We start from the raw sequence: 22,592 nt of genomic DNA, 5'->3' as shown, positions 1-22,592 counted from the left end.
CAAAGCGGCCACGCTGGTATCGCCGCCAAGCCTTTTCTCCCCTTGGGATGCGAGGCCTTGCGTGCGAGGGGGCGCTTTTTTTCGATGCGTCGAAAGCAGATTGCCATGACCTCAGCAGTCACCGATTTGAGAGTTCCCCCAAAGGCGCGGCGCAGACGTTCGTCCCTGCCCGGCCTCGAACCCTGGCTCTATCTCAGCCCGGCGCTGGTCCTGCTGGTCACGGTGCTGCTGGTGCCGCTGATCGTCGGCATCAGCTATTCCTTCCGCAAGTTCTCCGCCTTCAAGTCCGAATATGTCGGCCTTGGCCAGTATCAGGCGATGCTGTCGGATCCATTGCTCGGCCAGGCGCTCTTCAACACCTTGTGGTGGACAGTGGGCAGCCTGTTTTTCCAGTTTTTCCTTGGCCTCGGGCTAGCCTTGCTGCTCGACCGCCCCTTTGTCGGGCGCAAGCTCGTCCAGGCGGTAGTGTTCTTGCCTTGGGCGGTCCCGTCCTTCCTTTCGGGCCTCACCTGGGCATGGCTGTTCAACCCCATAGTCGGGCCGTTGCCGCATTGGCTTTATGCGCTTGGGCTGAAGGCAGAGCCGACCAACATCCTGTCCGATCCTGCCATCGCCATGTGGGGGCCGATCATCGCCAATGTCTGGTTCGGCGTCCCATTCTTCGCCATCACCTTGTTGGCGGCACTCAAGTCGATTCCTTCGGAACTGCATGAGGCGGCCGCGATCGACGGCGCTTCGCCATGGCAGCGGTTTTCCAAGGTCACGCTGCCTTTCCTTGCGCCCACCATCGCCATCACCGTCATGTTGCGCACGATCTGGATAGCAACTTTTGCCGACCTGATCTTCGTCATGACGTCTGGCGGCCCTGCCGGGTCGACCAACACGCTCGCGACTTACATTTATGTCAGTGCCTTCAAGTCGCTGGACAAGGGATACGCCTCGGCCGTCGCAGTGCTGCTGCTGGTTCTGCTCATCCTTTACGCGATCGTGCTCATTGGCATCCGCCGCTCGCTTGCGAGGTATTCGTGATGATTGCCGGCCGCTCAAACTCGTCGCGGATCCTTGGCGGCATAGGTCTCTACGGCGCCATAGGCGCGTATGTGATCTTTGCGCTGTTTCCCATCTATTGGACGCTCAAGATTTCAGTCACACCGCAGTCGCTGCTCTACTCCGAAGGCATTACGCTGTGGCCTTCGGCCACGACGTTTGAAAATTACGTCACGGTGCTCAAGGCGACCGACTTTCCGCTCTATTTCTTCAACTCGGTGGTCGTTTCGGTGACCACGGCGTTGTTCGTGACCGTCATTGCCTCGGCCGCCGGCTACGCGATGTCGCGCTTCTCTTTCCACGGTAAGACGACGGTTGCGATCGCGCTATTGCTCACTCAGACGTTCCCGCTGGTGATGGTCATCCCGCCGATCTACCGCATCATGGGCGACCTCGGCCTGACCAACAGCCTGACCGGGCTGATCATCATCTACACAGCCTTCAACACCGCCTTCGCCACCTTCCTCATGCAGTCGTTTTTCGACGGCATCCCGAAGGACCTCGAGGAAGCAGCGATGATCGACGGCTGCACGCGACTGCAGGCATTGCGCCGCGTCATCATTCCGCTGACCCTGCCTGGCATGGGCGCCACCTTGGGCTTCGTCTTCACCGCCGCGTGGAGCGAGCTGTTGTTCGCGTTGATGCTGATCTCCAGCGAGGGCCAAAAGACCTTCGCCGTTGGCCTGCTCACCTTCATCGGCAAGTTCGCCGTCGACTGGGGGCAGATGATGGCGGCGTCGATCCTCGCGCTCATCCCCGTCTGTATCTTCTTCGCATTCCTGCAGCGTTACCTCGTGACCGGCCTGACCGCCGGCGCCGTCAAAGGATAAGACCATGGCCTCCGTGTCGCTCGAAAAGGTGCAGAAGAACTACGGAACCCTCAACGTGCTCGAGGCGGTCGACCTGGAGATCGCGGATGGCGAGTTCGTAGTGCTGGTTGGCCCCTCCGGCTGCGGCAAGTCCACGCTGCTGAGGATGATCGCCGGGCTGGAAGAAATCTCGGCCGGCGAAATCCGCATTGGCGAGCGCGTCGTCAACGATGTCGCGCCCAAAGACCGCGACATCGCCATGGTGTTCCAGTCCTACGCGCTTTACCCGCATATGGATGTCGCGGCCAACATGGGCTTCAGCCTGGCGCTGAGGAAGACCGACAAGCAGGCGATCGATACCAGGGTCGGCGGTGCCGCCGACCGCCTCGGTCTCAACAAGCTGCTCGCCCGTCTGCCGCGCCAGCTCTCCGGCGGCCAGCGGCAGCGTGTAGCCATGGGTCGTGCCATCGTGCGCGATCCAAAGGTGTTCTTGTTCGACGAACCACTGTCCAATCTCGACGCCAAGCTGCGCGTGCACATGCGCACGGAGATCAAGGCGTTGCACCAGCAGCTCAAGACCACGTCGGTCTATGTCACCCACGACCAGACCGAGGCTATGACCATGGCCGACCGCATCGTCGTCATGCATGATGGCGTCGTCCAGCAGGTCGGCGCGCCGCTCGAACTCTACGATCATCCGTCCAACACCTTTGTTGCCGGGTTCATCGGCTCGCCCGGCATGAATTTCCTGCCAGCGACGATCAAGAGAAGTGCAGATTTTGTCGCTGCAATCCTGGCCGACGGGCAGAAGCTGCCCGTCCTGGCCAGCCTGCCGGTGAGCGAAGGCGACAAGGTGACCGTCGGGTTGCGCCCTGAGCATCTGCATGTCGCTGGCGATGGCGACATGTCGGCGGAAGTCGAAGTCGTTGAGCCGCTTGGGCTGTCGACCCAGTTCTACGCCAGGCTCGCCGGCCAACAGATTTGCGTGTTTGTCATGGGCCGCGTCGCGGTCAAGCCGGGCGACACCGTCCGCCTGTCGGCAACCGCGTCCGACCTGCATCTGTTCGACCCCGAAACCGGACAGCGGATCAACTAGCTGGGTCTGCTGGCCGCTGTCATATCTTTCCGGTGTCCATGGACGGATTCCGGCGAGCATGCTTGATGCCCCCAGTTCAGAGTTCCCTAACACCTCTTCGATATGCGTCGGATCGAATGCAACGCGTGTTGCTAAGAGCAGATCGACAAACACAGAGATGAGCGAAGTCCGTCCCTTTATCACTTCGGATGTGCCGGTGGTCGCGGAGATGTTTCAGCGCATCCTTCGCAAGACCAGCCAATCGGCAACAAGCTCTCTCGAAATCTATTTGCGGGAACTTTTCCTCGAAGCGCCCGACGCCCAGCACGACATCACATCATTGATCCACCAGCGCGACGACGGAAGCGTCTCGGGCTTTGTCGGCGTCGTGCCGCTCGCGCTCGAATTCGAGGGAAGGCCGCTGCGCGGGGCCCTGTGCGGAACGATGATGGTCGACGGCCACAAGGAAGACCCCTTTGCCGGCGCCCGTCTGTTGCGCGCGTTCCTGGCCGGCCCGCAGGACATCTCGCTGACCGAAACGGCCAACGATGTCTCGACCGCCATGTGGCGCAAGATGAACGCCGCCGTGCTGCCGGATTACAGTCTCGAATGGATCCGCGTCATTCGTCCGGCCGGTTTCATGGTGGAACTCGCTGCGGCTGACGTGAGCGCTGCGCGCGTCTTTTCACCGTTGGCTCGACCGATCGACGCCTTCATCCGCCGGCGTCCCATCGATGGCGAACCGCACTGGTCCCATTTCACGTCGGCTCCGAAAGGCAAGCTGGTGGATACGGACGTTGATGAAGACGAGTTGCTGGACCTCATCCCGAAACTCGCCGCGCATTACCCCATGCGCCCAGCCTGGCGGCGCGAGACGCTCGCTCGCATCATCGTTCATGCCCGACGCAAGGCCAACTACGGCCCAGGGGTTCGCCGTGTCGTGCGCACCGGCACTGGCCATCCAGTTGGCCTTTACATCTATTATGGCGATCGCGGGCGCATCGGCCGCGCCTTCCAGGTGATGGCCCTGCCGGGTCAGGAGGGGGCGGTCATCGACAACATGATCGCCCACGCGGCATCGAACGGGCTGGTGGCGCTACGCGGACGCACGCAACCGGCGTTGCTCAATGCGATGCTTGGGCGGCGCTTTGCCTTCGTCCACGCCTCGTCAAGCATCGTGCATGCGCGCGATCCGGCACTGATCCAGCCATTTCTCGACGGGAGGGCATTCTTCAACGGCTTTGCCGGCGAGTCATGGTGCAGGCTGATGGGGGATGCGTTTGACTGACGACCCAGCCAGGATTGCAGGCTGATGTGCGGTGTAGCCGGCTATTGCGGGCCCGCGTTCGGCGCGGACAACGCACAGGCGCTGCTTCGAGACATGACGGGCGCGCTGCGGCACCGCGGCCCTGATGACGGCGGCCTGTATATCGGCGAAGCCGCCGGCCTTGGACACCGGCGCCTTTCGGTCGTCGGCATCTCCGACGGGCACCAACCGATGGTCAGTGCCGATGGGCATGTCCATATCAGCTACAACGGCGAGATATTCAACTACGTCGAGCTGCGCGACGCGATGATGCAACGCGGGCGCATTTTCAAGACGTCGTCCGACACTGAAGTCATTCTCCATCTCTACGAAGAGTTGGGCCCGGATTGCGTCTCGCTTCTCAACGGCGATTTCGCCTTCGCGATCTGGGACGAGCGCCGCAAACGCATGATGCTGGCCCGCGATCGGATGGGTGTGCGGCCACTGTTCCATAGCTGGCAGAACGGCACCTTGTACTTCGCCTCCGAGGTAAAGGCGCTGCTGGAGGTTCCGGGTCTTGTCGCGAGGATCGATCCGGTCGCGCTCGACCAGATCTTCACTCTATGGGCGCCGATCGCGCCCCGGACGGCGTTCCTCGGCATATCGCAATTGCCGCCCGCCCATATCATGCTGATCGAAGGCGGTGAGGCGGCGAGCAGGCCCTACTGGAACCTTGAGTTTCCTGATGCCAATGATCCAGGCGACGATCGTTCGGAAGCGGCACTCGCCGAGGAGTTGCGGGCGCTTCTCGACGACGCAACACGCATTAGGCTGCGTGCCGATGTTCCGGTCGGCTCATACCTGTCGGGTGGCATAGACTCCTCGGTGATCGCGGCCATGGCCGCGAAGAAGGTGCCGCAGGGCTTGCGCACCTTCTCGGTCACCTTCACCGATGCCGACTACGACGAAAGCGTCTACCAGTCGCAGATGGTCGAGATGCTCGGCACAACTCACACCTCGGTGCAGTTCCGCGCTAGCGACACGGCGGATCTGTTTCCGGAGGTCGTCAGCGGCACCGAGCAGCCTATTCTGCGAACCGCGCCCTCCCCCCTTTATCGCCTGGCCGACCACGTTCGCGAGCAGGGCATCAAGGTGGTTCTGACGGGGGAAGGCGCCGACGAAATCCTCGCCGGCTACGACCTCTTCGCGGAAGCCCGCGTGCGGCGCTTCTGCGCCCGCCAGCCCAGATCGCGTATCAGGCCGCACCTCTTCCGCAAGCTCTATCCGTACCTGCCAGCCCTTCAGCAGCAGACGCCGGAATACCTCGCTGCCTTCTTCGGCGCGGGCCTCGATGCCGCTGACGAGCCCCTGTTTTCGCACCGGCCGAGGCTGCGCAGCACCGCAGCGGCCAAGATGTTTTTCTCTGATGATCTGCGCGCAACGCTAGGCGGTTACGACGCCGCCGAAGAGCTGGCCTCGACGCTGCCGGCCGCGTTCGTCCGATGGCACCCGCTACATCAGGCGCAATACATCGAAACGACGCAGCTTCTGCCAGGCTACATCCTGTCCAGCCAGGGCGACAGGATGGCGATGGCGCATGGCGTCGAGACCCGCTTCCCATTCCTCGATCCCCGGCTGGTGGAGTTCTCCGCGCGCATTCCACCAAGGTTCAAGCTGAGAGGCCTTTCGGGCAAACACCTGTTGAAGATAGCGGCAAGGGGTCTCGTGCCCGACGCAATCGTCAAGCGCCCCAAGCAGCCCTACCGAGCACCTGAGAGCGTGTCCTTCGCCCGCAAGGGCGGCTATGTCGCCGAGCGGCTGTCGGCTGCCGCACTTGCCGATGCCGGTCTGTTCAATCCGCGCTCGAGCGGCAAGCTGGTGGAAAAATGCCTGAACAAGCAAGCTGCCGGCTTTCGCGACAACGCCGCATTCGTCGGCGTGTTGTCGACCCAGCTCTGGGTCGACCGCTTTGCCGGTAAACAGCCGCCGTTCCAAAAGACGCGGCGATCCTGACGTGAACCCTGGAAACAAAACCATGACCGACCCCTCCACGGCCGAAATCCGCACCTTCATCGTCGACAACTTCCTGTTTGGCGACGAAAATCACCCGCTCACCGATGACACGTCGCTTATCGAAAACGATCTGATCGACTCGACCGGAATTCTCGAACTCGTTGCATTCCTGGAGCAGCGTTTCGCGATCGCAGTCAACGATTCCGATATTGTTCCCGCCAACCTCGATTCCATCGCCAGGATCAGTTCCTTTGTCGGTGGCCGCCTCGGCCAGTCCAATTCCGCCGCAAACTAGAAGGGATCCGAGCAAGGCCATGCGCGTCGAGGAATTCCTGCGCGAGAGCGCGCGCAAGTACCCCGCTAAGACAGTGCTTGTCGCTGGCGCGCGCAGGCTGAGCTATTCCGAACTAAACGACAGGTCGGACCGCCTGGCTTCGGCGCTATACGACCAGGGCATCGCACGCGACGACCGCGTGCTGGTTTTCATGGACAACTGCCCCGAAGCGGTGATCGCGATCTTCGCTGTACTGAAGGCTGGCGCGGTCGTGGTGCCAGTGAACGCCTCGGTGAAGGCTGATCGCCTCGGCTTTTTGGTGCGCAACTGCCGCGCGCGAGCAGTTCTGACGCTTGCCCGGCTCAAGGCTGCCGCGGACGAGGCCGCGCGTGGCGCGCCAGATCTTGGTTTGATGGTCGTGTCTGGCAATGCCGCGATGGGAGAGGCCGTATCCTTCGAGACCTGCCTTGAAGTGGCGGCCACGCCGCCGGCACACGGTGGGATCGACATCGATCTGGCGATGCTGATCTACACGTCCGGCTCCACGGGCGAGCCAAAGGGCGTCATGATGAGCCATCGCAATGTCGAGGCAGCGGCTTCATCGATCGTGACCTATCTGGATGCCGGTCCGGAGGACGTTGTCCTCAGCGCCTTGCCGCTGGCGTTCAACTACGGGTTCTACCAGCTGATCGTGACTGTCCGGAGCGGCGGAACGCTTATTCTCGAAAAGTCCTTCGCCTATCCCTACGCGGTGATGGAAGTCATGCGCGCCGAACGAGCGACGATACTGCCGCTGGTTCCGACCATGGCTGCGATGTTGATTCAGATGAAGGATTTGGGCCAGCAACCCCTGCCCGACCTCCGCACGATAACGAGCGCTGCGGCTCCCTTGCCGCTAGACCATATCAGCCGGCTGCGAGTACTGTTTCCGGCAGCACGAATTTTTTCGATGTACGGCCAGACCGAATGTGCCCGCTGTACCTACTTACCTCCCGATGAGCTTTCCATTCGGCCGGAATCGGTCGGCATCGCCATTCCAGGCACCGAACTGTTCATCGTGGATGACGACGGCGTTGCAACTGAACCAGGCGTGACAGGCGAACTGGTAGTGCGCGGGCCGCATGTCATGCAGGGTTACTGGGAGAACGCGGATGCGACTTCTCATGCTCTGCGACCTGGCCGTCACTCCTGGGAGAAGGTGCTGTTCACCGGCGACCTCTTCAGGCAGGACAAACAAGGGTTCTTCCATTTCATCGCCCGCAAGGACGACATCATCAAGTCGCGGGGTGAGAAAGTTCCGCCACTACAGATAGAGGCGGTTCTCCATGATTGCCCGGGCGTCGCCGAAGCCCTGGTGGTTGGCATCGCTGACCCCGTCTTGGGCCAGGCGATACATGCCCTGGTCGTGCCATCCGATCCGGCCCTTACACAGCGCGATGTGATGCGCTTTTGCGCCCGGCGGCTCGAAGATTTCATGGTTCCGAAGACGGTGGAATTCCGCTCGAGCCTGCCCAAGACGGATAGTGGAAAGCCCAGCCGGCGTCTGGCGTTGGCGGCGATGGAGGAAAAATGATGCGCGTTGCCGACGAACAAGAGCAAAGCGGCCAGTATTCAATGGCCGCGCTCGATATCGATTGCGCGGCCGAAGCCGACAAAATCGCCATGGCAATGCGGGAGCAGGTGCGCCACGGCCTGAAGCGGCGCGGCTTCGTGCTTGGCCTGTCGGGCGGCATCGATTCCAGCGTGTGCGCTGCCCTTGCGGTTCGGGCGCTCGGCGCCGCGAACGTGTTTTGCGTTTTCATGCCTGAGCATGATTCCGATCCAGAGAGCCTGAGGCTCGGCCGCGCGGTCGCTGACACTTACGGCATTGAAGCCGTCGTCGAGGATATCGGACCTACGCTCGAGGCCATGCGCTGCTATGAGCGCCGTGATGCCTGCATCCGCCAGGTGGTGCCGGAATTCGGTCCCGGTTGGGCGTCGAAAATCGTCTTCGCCAATGCGCTGACAACAGGTGGCTACAACATTTCTTCGCTAGTCGTGCGCTCGCCTGACGGCAAGGTCGAAAAGCACCGCCTGCCGGCCCCGGCCTATCTCGGCATCGTCGCGGCCACGAACATGAAGCAGCGTACGCGCAAGCAGATGGAGTATTACCACGCCGACCGCCTGAACTATGCGGTGATCGGCACACCTAATAGGCTGGAATACGACCAGGGTTTTTTCGTCAAGAATGGCGATGGCGCGGCCGACATCAAGCCGATCGCGCATCTTTACAAGTCCCAGGTCTATCAATTGGCGGCTTATCTCGGCGTACCACAGGAAATCCGGCAAAGGCCGCCGACAACGGATACCTATTCGCTGCCACAAACGCAGGAAGAGTTCTACTTCGCCGTACCCTACGCCCAGATGGACGTGTGCCTTTTTGGCCTCAACAATGGATGGAGCGCTGCCAACACTGGCAAAGCGGCCTCCCTGAGCGATGAACAGGCGGTCGCCATTTGGCAAGACATCGCAGCCAAGCGCAAGGCAGCGCGTTACCTCCATCAGCAACCGCTGCTTGTCGAAGCATGACAGAAGCGGAGCGAAACTAGTCGACTAACCAAGCAACGGTCAGCAATAAGGTTCACCACGGTTCAGCAGAGCTGCCCGACTTCTCTGCCGACATCCTAAGGAATAGCAAGAGACGCGCAGACCTACGCCATAAGGTGGGTTCGGTACCTCTTTCGGCCTTGGGGGGCACCCGTGCGTCGTAGTCGCGAAGATGCCAACAATGCGCATAGGCATCGCTGTCTATGACGAAAGGACAATGCGCGGGCGTACCCAGCGACAATGGTGCCGTGCCAGCGCATTGGCGCTTACACCTCCACGTTGCTTACATGTCGCGCGATGATCTGCTAGCGTTGAAGGTCTAGGGGCATCGCTGTGCCGGGCGGACGCATGATGCTCTTGCGTAGAGGAGGATACCACATGTGCGACGTGGTCGATCACGATGTGCTGGGCCCCAAGCAATACGCAATTCTTTTGGAAGTTTACGAATCCGCTCGCCGGATAGAGGCCAAACTCCCGCGTACGCACATTGCGAGTATTGCGGCGCGGCGGCTGATCGCAGCCTTTAACGGCAAGGCGGACAGCGCCAGCTTCGATCTGCGGCTGGCGAGGCCGCAAGGCCACGCATAAGCGCCTCGCATTCTTACCCTGCCTGGGCGGTACTCACGTGCTGGTTGCGTGGGTTGTTGCGCGATTTGTGCTGGCGATTGCCATGCAGGAGGCGCGATAGGAGAGCCGCTGGGCGGTGGGGCTGGGGTAACGACTCCCCTATCCTGATGTGCGCAATGACACAATCAGACCGCGTGATGAGCAAGCGCGCCTCCACGCAGGCAAAGCGAGTTTCCGGCTTGTATGCCCGAAAGGTCAATGGCGCATTGGAGGTAGATGAGGGCCGCCCTTAAGAGCCATGGACATCCACTTGCGCATGATATCAGATGAGATGATGAATACTAAGTATCTGTGGGGTCCATTTGCCTAGCACGAGCCGTTTGGGCTGTAAGCGTGCTGTGAAATACGGGAGATCATTTCGAGACATGTCTAAATGCATGATGTTTGAATCAACCATGTCGTGAGTTTGTAGTAAGATCGATGCCAGATAGTACATTGCTGACATTCATGCAGTCATCTCCTCTGGGAGTGACGATTGCATTGGAAGACAAGACAGCAGAATTACTGGAGGCAACGCCCAGGAATTATCCTGCCGGTGCAGTTGTAAGCCACCAAGGCGACAGCAATACACGGATTTTCATAATCGCTTCTGGATGGTCTTGCGTCTCCCGCCATCTCTCGAACGGCAGCAGGCAGATCATCGACACGCCACTCAGGGGCGACATACTTGGCTTCCCCCAATTTGATGGAGGTGGCATCAATTCTCTGAGCTGCGTGTCCGACGTGACACTGTATGAGATACCAGGGCAGAGCTTCAGAAAAGTACTCGACCAAAATGCGACATTGAGCGTGCTTTTTGCACGGATTGCCGCGCGCCAACATGCGATTACCGTCGAGCGGCTGACCAGTGTTTGCCGGCGCAGCGCCCTCGAGCGGACGGCTCATTATCTGCTCGAAACGGGAGAAAGACTGGGGGCGGGAGACCACGGTTACGACTGTCCGCTGACGCAGCACGATCTTGCTGACGCGCTGGGGCTCACGCAGATCCACGTCAATCGGACGTTGCGCGAGCTGCGCGAACGAGAGTTGGTGTCGTTCCGCGCAGGCTCGGTTGAATTCCTCAGCCGGCCCAAATTGGTGAAGCTGGCAGGTTTCGATAGGGCCTACCTGCAGTACAATTGGCCGTCCGCTCTGCAGAAAAGTGCCAGCTCGCGGCACTCGCCCGCGCCTCGACCAGCGACCCTGTAAGACGCGCCCCCGCGTACGATCGAATGCACGCAAATGCTTCAAAAGGATGATCTACACCACCATAGGTTACATTAATCTATGTTAATGAAAAAGGAATTGGTTGAGTTATCGTTGCATCTCGTTCGGTCATTTGGGTGAAGGCCGAGAATCGGGAGCAGCACAACAAAGACGCTATAGGTAAATACAAGCGTCCAAATATGTATGAAAGGCAAAAAACAAGCTTACTCAAGTCAAATGGGGTGCACAGATTGCTAACAATTGCAATCATGTGCGGAAAGGGCGGGTACTTCTATGGAATCCAGTTTCGGAGAGCATGGGAAGAGTTCAAACTTACCCAGTGCTAGGAGCAATGTGGACGTTTCGCGGCATGGAGTTGGCGCTGATCAACATCCTCACGATCGTCTTCTCATCATCGACAACAGAGCGCTCGATCGCGAATGTCTTGCTAGGGCCCTGGTCTATCATGACCTTGGCATGGAGGTTTCCGCGCTGGCCTCAGTCGAGGAATGGCGAAAGCAAAAGGATCTGCATCCGTCACTGGCTGCCATCCTTCTCAACCTTGGCGGGAAGAAGATAACAGACGCCAACGTAGCCAGCGAAATCTCCCAAATAACAGCCGAATTCAAGTCGGTCCCGGTGGTCATCCTGGCCGATACGGATGAACTCAAGCAGATCATGAAGGCGCTTGAGTGTGGCGCGCGCGGCTACATCCCTACGACCGTAGGGGTCGACGTCTGCGTGGAAGCGATCGGTCTTGCGATTGCCGGTGGCATCTTCATTCCGGCGAGCAGCTTGCTCGCCATGCGCCACCTCATCGACTCGGGCAGTCAGGAGCCGCGCCCACTGGCGGGAATGTTCACGCTTCGCCAGGTCGAAGTGGTGCAGGCTTTGCGTCGCGGCAAGGCCAACAAGATCATCGCCTATGAGCTCAAGCTGCGCGAGAGTACGGTGAAGGTTCATATTCGAAACATCATGAAAAAGCTGAAGGCTACCAACCGTACCGAGGTTGCCTATAAGCTCAATGACCTGTTTCCTGGCGACGCTTAACTCAGCTTGAGCAGCGGCCACCACCATGGCCCCGCAAGGCTATGACAGCCTTGCGGGGCCAGTTTCCTCAAAATAGCGGGTATGGCTGCCTTCTTGGCTGCGATTGACGATGCCGGCCAGTGATTGGCTGCGCTTCCAATTGTCACCACAGCGTAGCTGGAAGCCTTGGAATGCCTTCGTGTTGCTACGTCGGCGGGAGACTGAGCATGCCGCCGGCTGATCACGCCCGTTCCTTATGCTGTTCAATGGAAAAAATTGGGTGGACCAAAAAGCTCTCCATCCACAGCAAATCTGGCCAGTTTACTGTGTGGTGGATCGATTCTATGGTCTACTTGCGACTGTTTATATAATCGACTAACAATTGCAGCGCGTGTATGAGTGCGTTTTCTAAGCTGTGCGCATTGTGTGAGCACCGCATGTATTTTCAGGTCACGTTTTTGTCTGCTTGGGGAATGAGGGGCTGCTCGAATGAGCAATATAACGTCGCCTCACGGCGAAGAACTGAAAGATTTTGCCTTTTTGAATGTAAAGCTAGCGACTGTCGATGGAGGGGAAAGCGGTCTGCTGGTAATGAAATCGGACCAACTCGTAGCCGTTCTGACCCAGGTCGACGAGGAACAATACTCCGTCAAGAGCGGGTGGTTCTTGGAAACCGGGTACGGCCGCTTGGGTGGTTGCCATCGGATGTTCGAGACGCTGCATGAGGCAACAAGCTGGATCGCAGGGCATTTTCCTGCCGAAAGGCGACTGGTGGCCGACAGTTAGTCTCTCATACTTCCTGACATGTTTGATGGCGAAAGGGAGCAATTGCTTGCGGGCGTGCGCAAAGCAGTTGGATTGGCCGGGACCAAAAGTCAGGAGTACAGATCGGAAGCGGCTGCCTCCAACGTGTGCGCTTCGCAGGCGATGACAGCTTCATTGGCAGTGCGCGATTGCGAAGGCGCTGCTACTCTACCTAGGTGTGAGCTTTCAATAGGTTGTCCATCCGACCCTGACCGAGAAGACTGAGGTTGTCGAAGCTTCAGTGATTCCGGGAGGATCGGATGAACGTCCACAAGAATGCCCGCCTGACGCGGCACGGTCGAGAGCGAATTGTAAGGCAGGTCGAGAGCGGACAAACGCCGGAGGCCGTTGCCTAAGCTGCAGGCGTTTGCCCGCGGACAGTTCGCAAATGGATCGACCGATACCGACGCGAAGGCTTGGGCGGATTGGCTGATCGCTCATCCCGGCCGCATCGGCTGCGCCAGCCGACAGCTGCTGAAACCGTCGAAACGAGCGTACGGCTGCGCCGCCAGCGCTGGACGGGCAAACAGGTCGCTGTCGAGGCCGGCGTCTCGCCGGCAACGGTCAGCCGCGTTCTACACCGGTTGGGCCTCAACAAACTGAGCACCTTGGAACCCGAACCCGTGCGCCGCTATGAACGGGAGCATCCGGGCGAACTCATTCATCTCGACATCAAGAAGCTTGGCCGCATCGGCTCGGTAGGGCACCGCATCACCGGACGGCAGACAGGCGTGGTCAACCGCCATCTCGGCATCGGCTGGGAGTTCGTTCACGTCTGTATCGATGACGCCTCTCGCGTCGCTTTCGTGCAGGTCATGCCGGATGAGCGCAAGGCCAGCGCCGTTGCCTTCCTGGAGGCCGCCGTCGCCTACTATGCCAGGCTGGGAATCCGGGTCGAGCGCGTGATGACCGACAACGTCCTAAGAGCGGAAGGAAATGGGGTAGACAGTCAAAGTCTCTCTGTTCGCCAGCATGCTCTCGCCGCGTGACGTTCGTCAAGTTGGGTGATCGAACCAGGCGGCTTCCACTTGTAAGGGAAAAGGTCTCGTCCATAGCAAACACAGGGTCCGCGCACAGGCGGCCCTCACCGTCCTCAACACGAGCTTCTGATCCAGGTGGAAGACCCGAACATTATCTACAGGGTCATCGCAGCGATGCCCTCACGGCCCTAGCTGACAGAGGTTCTTCCTCCTGGCACCCGCCCTTCAACGAAGGGCCGGTAGTCGGAACCGCCTTTGACGACGGCGTGTACGACGCGCGCCATCTTGGCGGTAATAGCGGTCATCGCCTTGCGGCGCAGATCTGGATTGTCGCGATCTCTTGCGATGTAGCGTTCGAACTTGTGTCGGAAGCCGTTCTCACGCTGACGGATGGCGACTTGCCCGGCGATCCATAGAGTGCGGCGCAGCCGCGCGTTGCCGAACTTGGAAAGGCGGGTCTGGCCTCGATATTGACCGGACTGCTGTGTCGACAGATCCAGTCCGCAGAACTTGAGAAACTGGCGATGATGGTGGAAGCGGCGCAGGTCTCCGGCTTCAGCGATGATCGTCAGTGCATTGATTGGCCCGATGCCCGGGATCTGCCGCAGCAGCTGGTAATCCTGACTGTGCCGCAGCAGTTCGTCGGCCTGTGTCTCGATCTCGTTGCGTTGACGGATCAGGCTGCGCGCTTCGGCAATGACCATCCGGAACATGCGAATGGCAGGGGCATCAAGCGGCAGCGGAAGTCCGATCGACGTGCGCGCCGTCTCGTAAATATCCATGAGAATCTGTGACTTGCTGACTTTGCGGCCGACGACATCCCAGGCTGCTGCCACAAACTCCTCCTTCGTCAGCGCAGTGACGCTTGCCGGCGTCGGAAAGGCATCGAGAAAGGCGAAGAACCAATCGCTGCGGCTGTTTCCCCGGAAGCGATCAATCTCGGGGAAATACAGCGGCAGGTAATGCGTCAGGATGCGGTGCTGGATCTCGGTCTTGGTCCTGGCGATCGCTTCATGGGTCTTCGACAGTTCCTGCACGTCGTTGATGCCGGCGCGCAGCGGATCGTGATAGCGCTGCGTCGCTTGGATTCTCAGCATGTGCAGGATTACCTGCGCATCCTTGGGATCGTTCTTGTCCCAACTGTTGTGCAAGGCTTCGCGTGTTCGGGCGAGCGCCAGTGACGACACCAGCCGCACCTCGAAGCCTGCCTCAGCCAAACGCCAGCCGATGGGTCGGTGATAATTGCCCGTCGCTTCGAAGCCGCAGATCACCGGTCGGCCATACGCCCGCAGAATCTCGATCAGCCGATCATGCTCCGCACGATTGTTGAGGACCTGCAGCCGGCGGCGACGCGTATGGCTTGGATCTTCGATCAGAACTTCATTGCGAACCTTGGCAATGTCGATGGCTACCAACACCGCATCGGCGGGTATAACATCTGGGCTGGTCATGGTCGGTCTCTCCGGAATGGGCTGTGAACATTCACATTCTAGAGATTCTTCGACTGGCCATGGCCACCTCGATCGGTGCGCGCCTGCAGCGAAAAGCTGCGCGCACCGTTGTCTCGGTTGCCTCTCATCATTCCTTCCGTAAGTGCTACGGCTCCTGCTATCGATCAGAGGTTTTCCAGGCAGCCTGCAAACGTCTGAGTCTAAGGCAAGTCTTCACCCGGCCGTACACGCCCAAAACAAACGGCAAGGCTGAGCGCTTCATTCAAACGAGCCTGCGCGAATGGGCTTACGCTCGAGCCTACAACAGCTCTCAAGAACGCACGACGGAGCTGCTGCATTGGCTTCATCGCTACAATTGGCACAGGCCACACGGAAGCCTAGGATCAAAACCACCCATCAGTCGCCTTGGACTGGATCGGGACAACCTATTGAGGCTCCACAGCTAGCTAGCATGATCGGATACAACTGAAGTTGATCCGAGGGATTAGATATTCGAACAGACAGTCACCCGGTTCGGCAGTGACGCCTTAGCGTACTCGCTGCGAACCGCAAAGTGGCAGCTCGTCCTCGCGGCTTTTTCGTGCTTCCGCTACGCTCCACGAAACCGCTCCAGGCGGCGATGAACACCGTTCTCAAGCCAGGCGGCGCGCCAAGTGTCCCGTCGAGAGTTCGGCTCGAAAAGAGCGATTGTCCGCCATTTCTGATGCGCGAGCGAGCACCATGCCCGCCCAAGAGGCGCGGTCGTTCGTCGAAAGCATGCCGGCCAAACTCGGCCTTACCAAATGAACGCGCAACGCACTTCTGCTGATTTCTCGAACAGCATCATCATATGGGTTGATGCTCCCCTTGGAGCTACACCTTTGAGAGTAGATCCATATCGAAGGTGTTTCTTTGCCACGGGGCGATGAATTGGCAGAGTATTCCTTGGTCGAAGTTGCGACCTTGTTTTCACTGTATAGCCGTATGGGATGAAAAATGCTCACGAGCGAAGATCGGACCCAGAGGTATCTGAGTGTTTCCGGCGGATCGGCCGTCCCAAATACGGTCGCGAGCAACCCCAAAGGGTCTCCCGTCGTACCGGACGTTGCAGGAAGTGGCGACGGCAACGGCTATACACTCACGGCCCCTTCGCAAATCGTGATGGCTACCTATCAGGCGCATCAGGACCAGGGCGGCAACTATGTCCAGGGATCCTACAACAGCACTGAGTTGCCCCTTGATCTCGGAAGAGCGGATATCGACGCTACGGGCACCATACCGCAAGGCTCGTCTTCTGCATTAATAGGAACGCCCGACTCGGGGGCCGCAACCTCGTCCGTGTCGCCATCAGCGACGTTTTCGGCGGGCATGGCGGAAAGTGCCAAAGCTGGCTTTTCTCCCGCGGCAGATCCAGGCACCGGAGCCTCCGAACCCACGCCTCAGTCCTTCTTGCTCGTCGCACCTCAAGCCGCCGTCGGCGATGATGCAGCCGCTACCGAAGCGTCGCCATCGGCGCCGGCACGCTCAGGCGTGTCCTCCTTCACAGCCACCCCGACGGCGTTGACTTCGACGCCGAACAAGATCGTGCTCGAAAACCAGAAGCAGGGCACCCCGTGGAGCGAGTGGGGCATCAACGGCGACGGCGACGGCAATATCCAGGGGTTCGCGACCGACATCAGCCGCAATATCGGCCAGACTGTCGATTTCAAGATCGCCACCGATTCGACGCATTACAAGATCGACATCTACCGTCTCGGCTACTATGGCGGAAACGGTGCCCGCAAAGTGGCGACCATCGACAAGACGCTCGCCTCCGCGCAGATCCAGCCGCATCCCATCGTCGATGCGGCGCGCGGCCTGATCGACGCGGGCAACTGGGCGGTCTCGGCGAGTTGGGCAATCCCGGAAGACGCGGTATCCGGCGTCTACTTTGCCAGGCTGTCCCGCCTGGACGGCACGCCCGGCGAAAGCATGATCCCGTTCATCGTGCGCGACGATGCCTCGGCAAGCGACATCGTCTTCCAGACTTCCGACACCACCTGGCAGGCATACAACGAATGGGGTGGCGCGAGCCTCTATTTTGGCGACGTGCCCGTCGACCCCGCCAACATGATCGGCTATCTGCCGCCCAATTGCGGCTGCGGCGTCAACTCGATCGGCCGAGCCGTGGCGGTCAGCTACAACCGCCCCCTGGTCACCAACACGAGCGTAAAGGGCGGCACGCACGATTTCATCTTCGGCGCCGAGCATTCGGCGATCCGCTGGCTCGAGCAGAACGGCTACGACGTCTCCTACATTTCCGGGGTAGATGCGACCCGTTCGGGCAGCCTGCTGCTCAACCACGATGCTTTCCTTTCGGTCGGACACGACGAATACTGGTCTGCCGAGCAGCGCACCAACGTTGAGGCGGCGCGCGATTCCGGCGTCAATCTCGCCTTCTGGAGCGGCAACGAGGTCTATTGGAAGGTCCGTTGGGAAACCAGCATCGACGGCAACGGTACGCCCTATCGCACGATGGTCACCTACAAGGAGACGTGGGGCGGAACCCCCGATCCGAGCGACATATCGACGGGAACATGGCGCGATCCGCGGTTTCAGGATCCGGGACAGAAGCCTGAAAATGCCCTGACCGGCACGATGTTCCAGGTGGACAGCTACCGGCTGGACACGATCACCATACCTTACGAATATTCGAACCTGCGCTTCTGGCGTAACACCGACATCGCCAACCTGCAGCCCGGCCAGACCGCCTCACTGGTCCAGAATCTTCTCGGCTATGAATGGGATTCCGACGTCGAAAACGGCTTCCGACCAGCAGGCCTGATCAACATGTCGCTGTCGAGCGTTTCTGTCGATACCTATCTGCGCGACTACGGAACGTCGATCGGCTCGGCGGTAGCCACGCACAGCCTGACCATGTACCGGGCCGCCAGCGGCGCGTTGGTCTTCGGTGCCGGTACGGTGTTCTGGTCCTGGGGGCTCGATTCCGACCATGAAGGAGCTACAACCCCCACCGATCCGAATGTCCAGCAGGCAATGGTCAACATGTTCGCCGACATGGGCATCCAGCCGGGAACGCTGGACGCAAGCCTGATCCTAGCGACCCAATCGACGGATTTCGCCAAGCCGATTTCGACGATCACCTCGCCCATATTGGGTGCGAGCTTCGTCGAAGGGCAGCGTGTCACCATCACCGGTACCGCACATGACACCGGCGGCGGCATCATCGCCGGCGTGGAGGTTTCCACCGATGGCGGCCAGTCATGGTTCAAGGCGACGGGCCGCGAGACCTGGAATTTCACCTGGATCGCCCAGGCTACCGGAACCTACACGATCAAATCGCGCGCCGTCGACGATAGCCTCAACATCGAAGATGTCACGTCGAGCGCTCAGGTTACGGTTTCGCTTCCGTCGACGTCGAGCGTGTGGACCTTTGCCAACAAGCCCGCAGTCGAGACTGCCCTCGACCGCGATGCGGTGGAACTGGGCATGCGTTTCCAGACAACCGCCAGCGGTCTCATCGAGGGTATCCGCTTTTATAAGGGCTTCTACAACATCGGCGAGCATGTCGTCAGTCTGTGGGGGCCGCTCGGAACCCTGCTTGCTACCGCCACATCGGTCGGCGAGACCTTGTCAGGTTGGCAAACCGTGACCTTCTCGTCGCCGGTACAGATATCGTCGGGGACAACCTATGTCGCATCCTACCACACCGGCGGCTACTTCTCGGTTAACGAGAACTATTTTACCTCGCCCTACAACAACGGAACACTGACGGCGCTTGGAGGCGTCTACAGCTACAACGCCAACCCCGGCACTTTCCCCAATGCTGCGATCGATTCGAATTATTGGGTCGACGTCGTCTTCACGCCGGAACCCAATCTGGCGCCGACGGCCGCCAACGATTCTGGCTTCAGTGTCGGACGCGGCGGCAGCCTGGTGATTTCATTCGGCTCGCTGATCGCCAACGATACCGACCCCAATGGAGACGCGCTGATCATCACGGCCGTTGGCAATGCGTCGAACGGGACCGTGTCGCTCGACTCGCAAAACGGCAACGTGATCTTCACGCCGAACGCCAACTACAGCGGCCCAGCGAGCTTCGACTATACGGTCTCGGACCAGCGCGGCGGCACGTCCTCGGCAAGCGTCGGGGTAATCGTCCAGGAAGCGCCCGCGGGGGTCTCGCTGTTCCAGGCTTCCAGCGGACCGACCGGTCCGGCGGTCGTCGATGGCCTCTCACTGGAACTCGGCATGAGGTTCTCGGCCTCCGTCAGCGGCTCGGTGACGGCCATCCGCTTCTACAAGATGGCAAGTGATACCGGGCCGCATACCGGTTCGCTTTGGACCTCCACAGGCACGCTTCTTGCCACGGTTGCGTTTACCAATGAATCGATCAGCGGCTGGCAGACGGCGACGTTCTCCAGTCCCATCCAGCTCACGGCAGGCGCAAGCTATGTCGCGTCCTATCATTCCAGCGGCACCTACGCCGCGGATCCGAACTACTTCTCGACCGCTGTTACCCGCGGACCGCTAACGGCACCGCCTTCACAAGCGAGCGGCGGCAACGGTCTTTTCGCTTACGGAACCGGCAGTCTTTTCCCGAACTCGAGCTACAACGCGACCAACTACTGGGTCGACGTCGTCTTCAACCAATCTACGATGAACACTGTCCCAATCGCCAGCAATGACAACGGCTTCACCGTCAGCCAGAACACGCCGATCGCGCTGGCCGGCTCACTACTGCTTTCTAACGACAACGACCCGGACGGCGATGCGCTGACCATTACCGGCGTCGACAACGCAACCAACGGCTCTGTCGCCTTCAACAACCAGACAAATCAGGTCACGTTCACGCCGACCTCAGGCCATACTGGCCCGGCGAGCTTCAGATACACGATCACCGACGGCCGCGGCGGCACGTCATCGGCGACAGTAAGCCTGAACGTGACGCCTCCCGACACCACCGTCAGTCTTTTTGCGTCCTCAAGCACGCCAAGCCAGCCTTCAGTCAACGATCCGAGCTCTGTCGAACTCGGCGTCCGGTTCACCGTATCGGCGGCAGGCACCATCACTGGAATGCGCTACTACAAGAGCGCCCAGGACACCGGCACCCATGTCGGCTCGCTGTGGACGAGTTCCGGCACCCTTATTACATCCGCGACTTTCACCGCCGAGAGCGCCAGCGGCTGGCAGACAGTGACCTTCGCCCAACCAATCACGGTTGCAGCCGGCACCAGCTATGTCGCGAGCTACCACTCAAACGGCTTCTATGCCGCGAGCCCGAACTACTTCACCACGGCTCATTCAAGTGGCCCGCTGACCGCGCCGGCTAGCGCCTCCGGTTCCGGAAACGGCCTTTACGCCTACGGCAGCGGCAGCATCTTTCCCACCTCCACCTACAACGCAACCAACTACTGGGTGGACGTGCTTTTCAATCCGGCGACCGAAAACATGGTGCCGGTCGCCAACAACGATACGGGCTTCACCTCGCCCTATCAGACCGCGCTTGCCATTCAGGGGTCCGCCCTTTTGGCAAACGACACCGACGCCGACGCCGATCCCTTGACCATTACCGGTGTCTCCAACCCGCTTAACGGAACAGTCGCCTTCGATAGCCAGTCTAACGTCGTTACCTTTACACCTTCGGCAGGCTACTCTGGCGTCGCAAGTTTCAGCTATAGCGTATCCGACGGCAAGGGCGGCACGGCTTCGGCCCAAGCATCGCTGAACGTGACCCCGCCGGATGTCACACAGAAGCTCTTCGCCGCGACTGACACGCCGACAACCGTCAGGGTCAACGACGGCAACCCTGTGGAACTCGGCATGAAGTTCAAGGCCGATGTATCAGGCTGGATCACCGGCATCAGTTTCTACAAGGGCGTAGACAACACCGGCCCGCACGAAGCCCATCTGTGGACCTCATCGGGCACGATGATCGCCAACGCGACCTTCACCAACGAAACCGCCAGCGGCTGGCAGACCGTGGACCTCGCCCAGCCCGTCGCTATCAACGCTGGCGAGACCTATGTGGTCTCATATCACACCAACGGCTTCTATTCGGCGACCAGCAACTTCTTCGCCGCCGAGCATTCGTCTGGCAATCTCACCGCCCCCGCCGGAGGCTTGAGCGGCGGCAACGGTGTCTACGCCTATGGCGCTAGCGGGCTGTTCCCGACCAGCAGCTACAACAACACCAATTACTACGTCGACGTCGCCTTCAAGCCGCAGCTTGCGGCGTAGGGGGAGTGTATGAGGGCTCACATTGCCAGTGAGGATCGCCGCCTGCCCGTCACGGTGCTTGCGGGCTTTCTCGGCGCCGGCAAGACGACGATCTTGAACCACGTCCTCAGGAACCGCGAATCGCGTCGCGTCGCAGTCATCGTTAACGACATGAGCGAGATCAATATCGACGCCGAACTGGTTCGCGATGGCGGCGGCAATCTCTCGCGCACAGACGAAACGCTGGTCGAACTCACCAATGGCTGCATCTGCTGCACCTTGCGGGAGGACCTATTGGGCGAAGTCCACCGCCTCGCGGCCGAAGGGCGCTTCGACTATCTCCTGATCGAAGGCACCGGCATTGCCGAGCCGCTTCCGGTTGCGGCCACTTTTTCCTTCCGTGACGAGGCCGGGGCAGCGCTCTGCGACGTGGCGCGGCTCGACACGATGGTCACGGTGGTCGATGCAGTGAACCTGCTTGGCGATTACTCGAGCCGAGATTTCCTGGCCGACAGAGGTGAGACCCGCGATACCAGCGACAAGCGCACGTTGGTCGATCTCCTAGTCGAGCAGATCGAGTTCGCCGATGTCGTAGTTGTCAACAAGATCTCCGAAGTTCCCCCAGCACAGCGCGACGCCGTGCGCCGCGTCATCGCCGCGCTCAACCCCGATGCACGGGTCGTCAATTGCGACTTTGGGCGCCTGCCTCTTGACGAGATCCTCGACACCCGCCTCTTCGACGAAGCGAAGGCAGCGACGCATCCGCTCTGGCATAAAGAACTGTTCGGAGCCGGCGATCACGTTCCGGAGACCGAGGAATACGGCATCTCCAGTTTCGTGTACCGGGCGCACCGTCCGTTCGACCCGGCGGCGTTTCACGACTTCCTTGCCCGCGACTGGCAGGGGCTGATCCGCGCCAAGGGTCATTTCTGGCTTGCCACGCGTCCGGACTGGATTGGGCTTCTGTCGATTGCGGGTGTGCAGCGGCGGGCCGACGCGAAAGGCTTATGGTGGGCCGCCGTGCCTCTAAGCCAGTGGCCGCGCCATCCGCAGTTCCGCAGTTTCATCGCTCAACGCTGGGATGCGATCTGGGGCGACCGCCGGCAGGAACTGGTGTTCATCGGAACGGATCTTCAAAGGGTGGCAATGTGCGACGCCCTCGACGCCTGCCTTGTCGGCGAAGAAAACCGCTTCGACTCCAAGCTCGGCAATAACCTTCGCGACCCGTTCCCGACATGGCAATCAAGCCATGTCGCCTGACCAACCTA

General features: G+C 60.1%; 15 protein-coding genes and 2 pseudogenes. 16 read left to right on the top strand and 1 reads right to left on the bottom strand.

Going from position 1 to position 22,592, the window contains the following annotated elements:
• Window positions 1-105: 105 nt before the first annotated feature.
• From C8K44_RS01660 to C8K44_RS01595, 13 genes and pseudogenes are all read left to right on the top strand, one after another.
• On the top strand, window positions 106-1,029 hold the full coding sequence (locus C8K44_RS01660; RefSeq protein ID WP_109574069.1) for a sugar ABC transporter permease: 924 nt from the start codon (window positions 106-108) through the stop codon (window positions 1,027-1,029).
• Window positions 1,029-1,877 (top strand): carbohydrate ABC transporter permease, encoded by an 849-nt coding sequence (locus C8K44_RS01655; protein WP_109573998.1) that lies wholly within the window; start codon window positions 1,029-1,031, stop codon window positions 1,875-1,877. Before C8K44_RS01660 ends, C8K44_RS01655 begins: the two co-directional genes overlap by 1 nt.
• Before the next feature lie 4 nt (window positions 1,878-1,881).
• Entirely contained in the window at window positions 1,882-2,952 is a 1,071-nt protein-coding gene (ugpC, locus tag C8K44_RS01650; RefSeq protein WP_109573997.1) for a sn-glycerol-3-phosphate ABC transporter ATP-binding protein UgpC, read from the top strand.
• 157 nt (window positions 2,953-3,109) lie between these two features.
• Window positions 3,110-4,219 (top strand): hypothetical protein, encoded by a 1,110-nt coding sequence (locus tag C8K44_RS01645; protein ID WP_245417318.1) that lies wholly within the window; start codon window positions 3,110-3,112, stop codon window positions 4,217-4,219.
• A gap of 24 nt (window positions 4,220-4,243) precedes the next feature.
• A complete protein-coding gene (asnB, locus tag C8K44_RS01640; RefSeq protein WP_109573996.1) occupies window positions 4,244-6,190 on the top strand; it encodes an asparagine synthase (glutamine-hydrolyzing) in 1,947 nt (648 codons plus the stop codon).
• A 22-nt stretch (window positions 6,191-6,212) separates the two neighbouring features.
• On the top strand, window positions 6,213-6,485 hold the full coding sequence (locus tag C8K44_RS01635) for an acyl carrier protein (RefSeq protein ID WP_109573995.1): 273 nt from the start codon (window positions 6,213-6,215) through the stop codon (window positions 6,483-6,485).
• Window positions 6,486-6,504: 19 nt separating this feature from the next.
• Window positions 6,505-8,037 carry a class I adenylate-forming enzyme family protein gene (locus C8K44_RS01630; RefSeq protein ID WP_109573994.1) on the top strand — a complete coding sequence of 511 codons (1,533 nt, stop codon included), beginning with the start codon at window positions 6,505-6,507 and terminating at the stop codon, window positions 8,035-8,037.
• Window positions 8,037-9,032 carry an NAD(+) synthase gene (gene nadE, locus C8K44_RS01625; protein ID WP_109573993.1) on the top strand — a complete coding sequence of 332 codons (996 nt, stop codon included), beginning with the start codon at window positions 8,037-8,039 and terminating at the stop codon, window positions 9,030-9,032. Before C8K44_RS01630 ends, nadE begins: the two co-directional genes overlap by 1 nt.
• Before the next feature lie 396 nt (window positions 9,033-9,428).
• Window positions 9,429-9,638 carry a hypothetical protein gene (locus C8K44_RS01620; RefSeq protein ID WP_146203896.1) on the top strand — a complete coding sequence of 70 codons (210 nt, stop codon included), beginning with the start codon at window positions 9,429-9,431 and terminating at the stop codon, window positions 9,636-9,638.
• Between the two features lie 519 nt (window positions 9,639-10,157).
• Window positions 10,158-10,865: a Crp/Fnr family transcriptional regulator gene (locus tag C8K44_RS01615; RefSeq protein WP_245417317.1), complete on the top strand. Its 708-nt coding sequence runs from the start codon at window positions 10,158-10,160 to the stop codon at window positions 10,863-10,865.
• 351 nt (window positions 10,866-11,216) lie between these two features.
• On the top strand, window positions 11,217-11,912 hold the full coding sequence (locus C8K44_RS01610) for a response regulator transcription factor (protein WP_245417316.1): 696 nt from the start codon (window positions 11,217-11,219) through the stop codon (window positions 11,910-11,912).
• 468 nt (window positions 11,913-12,380) lie between these two features.
• Window positions 12,381-12,677: a hypothetical protein gene (locus C8K44_RS01605; RefSeq protein WP_109573989.1), complete on the top strand. Its 297-nt coding sequence runs from the start codon at window positions 12,381-12,383 to the stop codon at window positions 12,675-12,677.
• Window positions 12,678-12,955: 278 nt separating this feature from the next.
• Window positions 12,956-13,612: pseudogene (locus tag C8K44_RS01595) on the top strand (leucine zipper domain-containing protein); the annotation flags it as partial.
• Window positions 13,613-13,863: 251 nt separating this feature from the next.
• On the opposite strand, the gene C8K44_RS01590 reads toward C8K44_RS01595, so the two are convergent.
• Complete coding sequence (locus C8K44_RS01590; RefSeq protein WP_109573986.1) at window positions 13,864-15,126, bottom strand: IS110 family transposase; 1,263 nt, start codon at window positions 15,124-15,126, stop codon at window positions 13,864-13,866.
• Between the two features lie 149 nt (window positions 15,127-15,275).
• On the opposite strand from C8K44_RS01590, the pseudogene C8K44_RS01585 reads away from it, so the two are divergent.
• From C8K44_RS01585 to C8K44_RS01575, 3 genes and pseudogenes are all read left to right on the top strand, one after another.
• Window positions 15,276-15,572, top strand: a pseudogene (locus C8K44_RS01585) (integrase core domain-containing protein); the annotation flags it as partial.
• A 694-nt stretch (window positions 15,573-16,266) separates the two neighbouring features.
• The gene (locus C8K44_RS01580) at window positions 16,267-21,345 is read left to right on the top strand and encodes a DUF4082 domain-containing protein (protein ID WP_245417315.1); all 5,079 of its coding nucleotides are present in this window, start codon (window positions 16,267-16,269) and stop codon (window positions 21,343-21,345) included.
• 21 nt (window positions 21,346-21,366) lie between these two features.
• A complete protein-coding gene (locus C8K44_RS01575) occupies window positions 21,367-22,584 on the top strand; it encodes a GTP-binding protein (RefSeq protein WP_109574067.1) in 1,218 nt (405 codons plus the stop codon).
• Window positions 22,585-22,592: the final 8 nt, after the last annotated feature.

It is taken from the genome of Aminobacter sp. AP02 (genome assembly GCF_003148805.1).
Lineage (GTDB): Bacteria > Pseudomonadota > Alphaproteobacteria > Rhizobiales > Rhizobiaceae > Aminobacter.
Note: the sequence above shows the minus strand (reverse complement) of the source record. Positions and strands in the feature narration are given on the sequence as shown.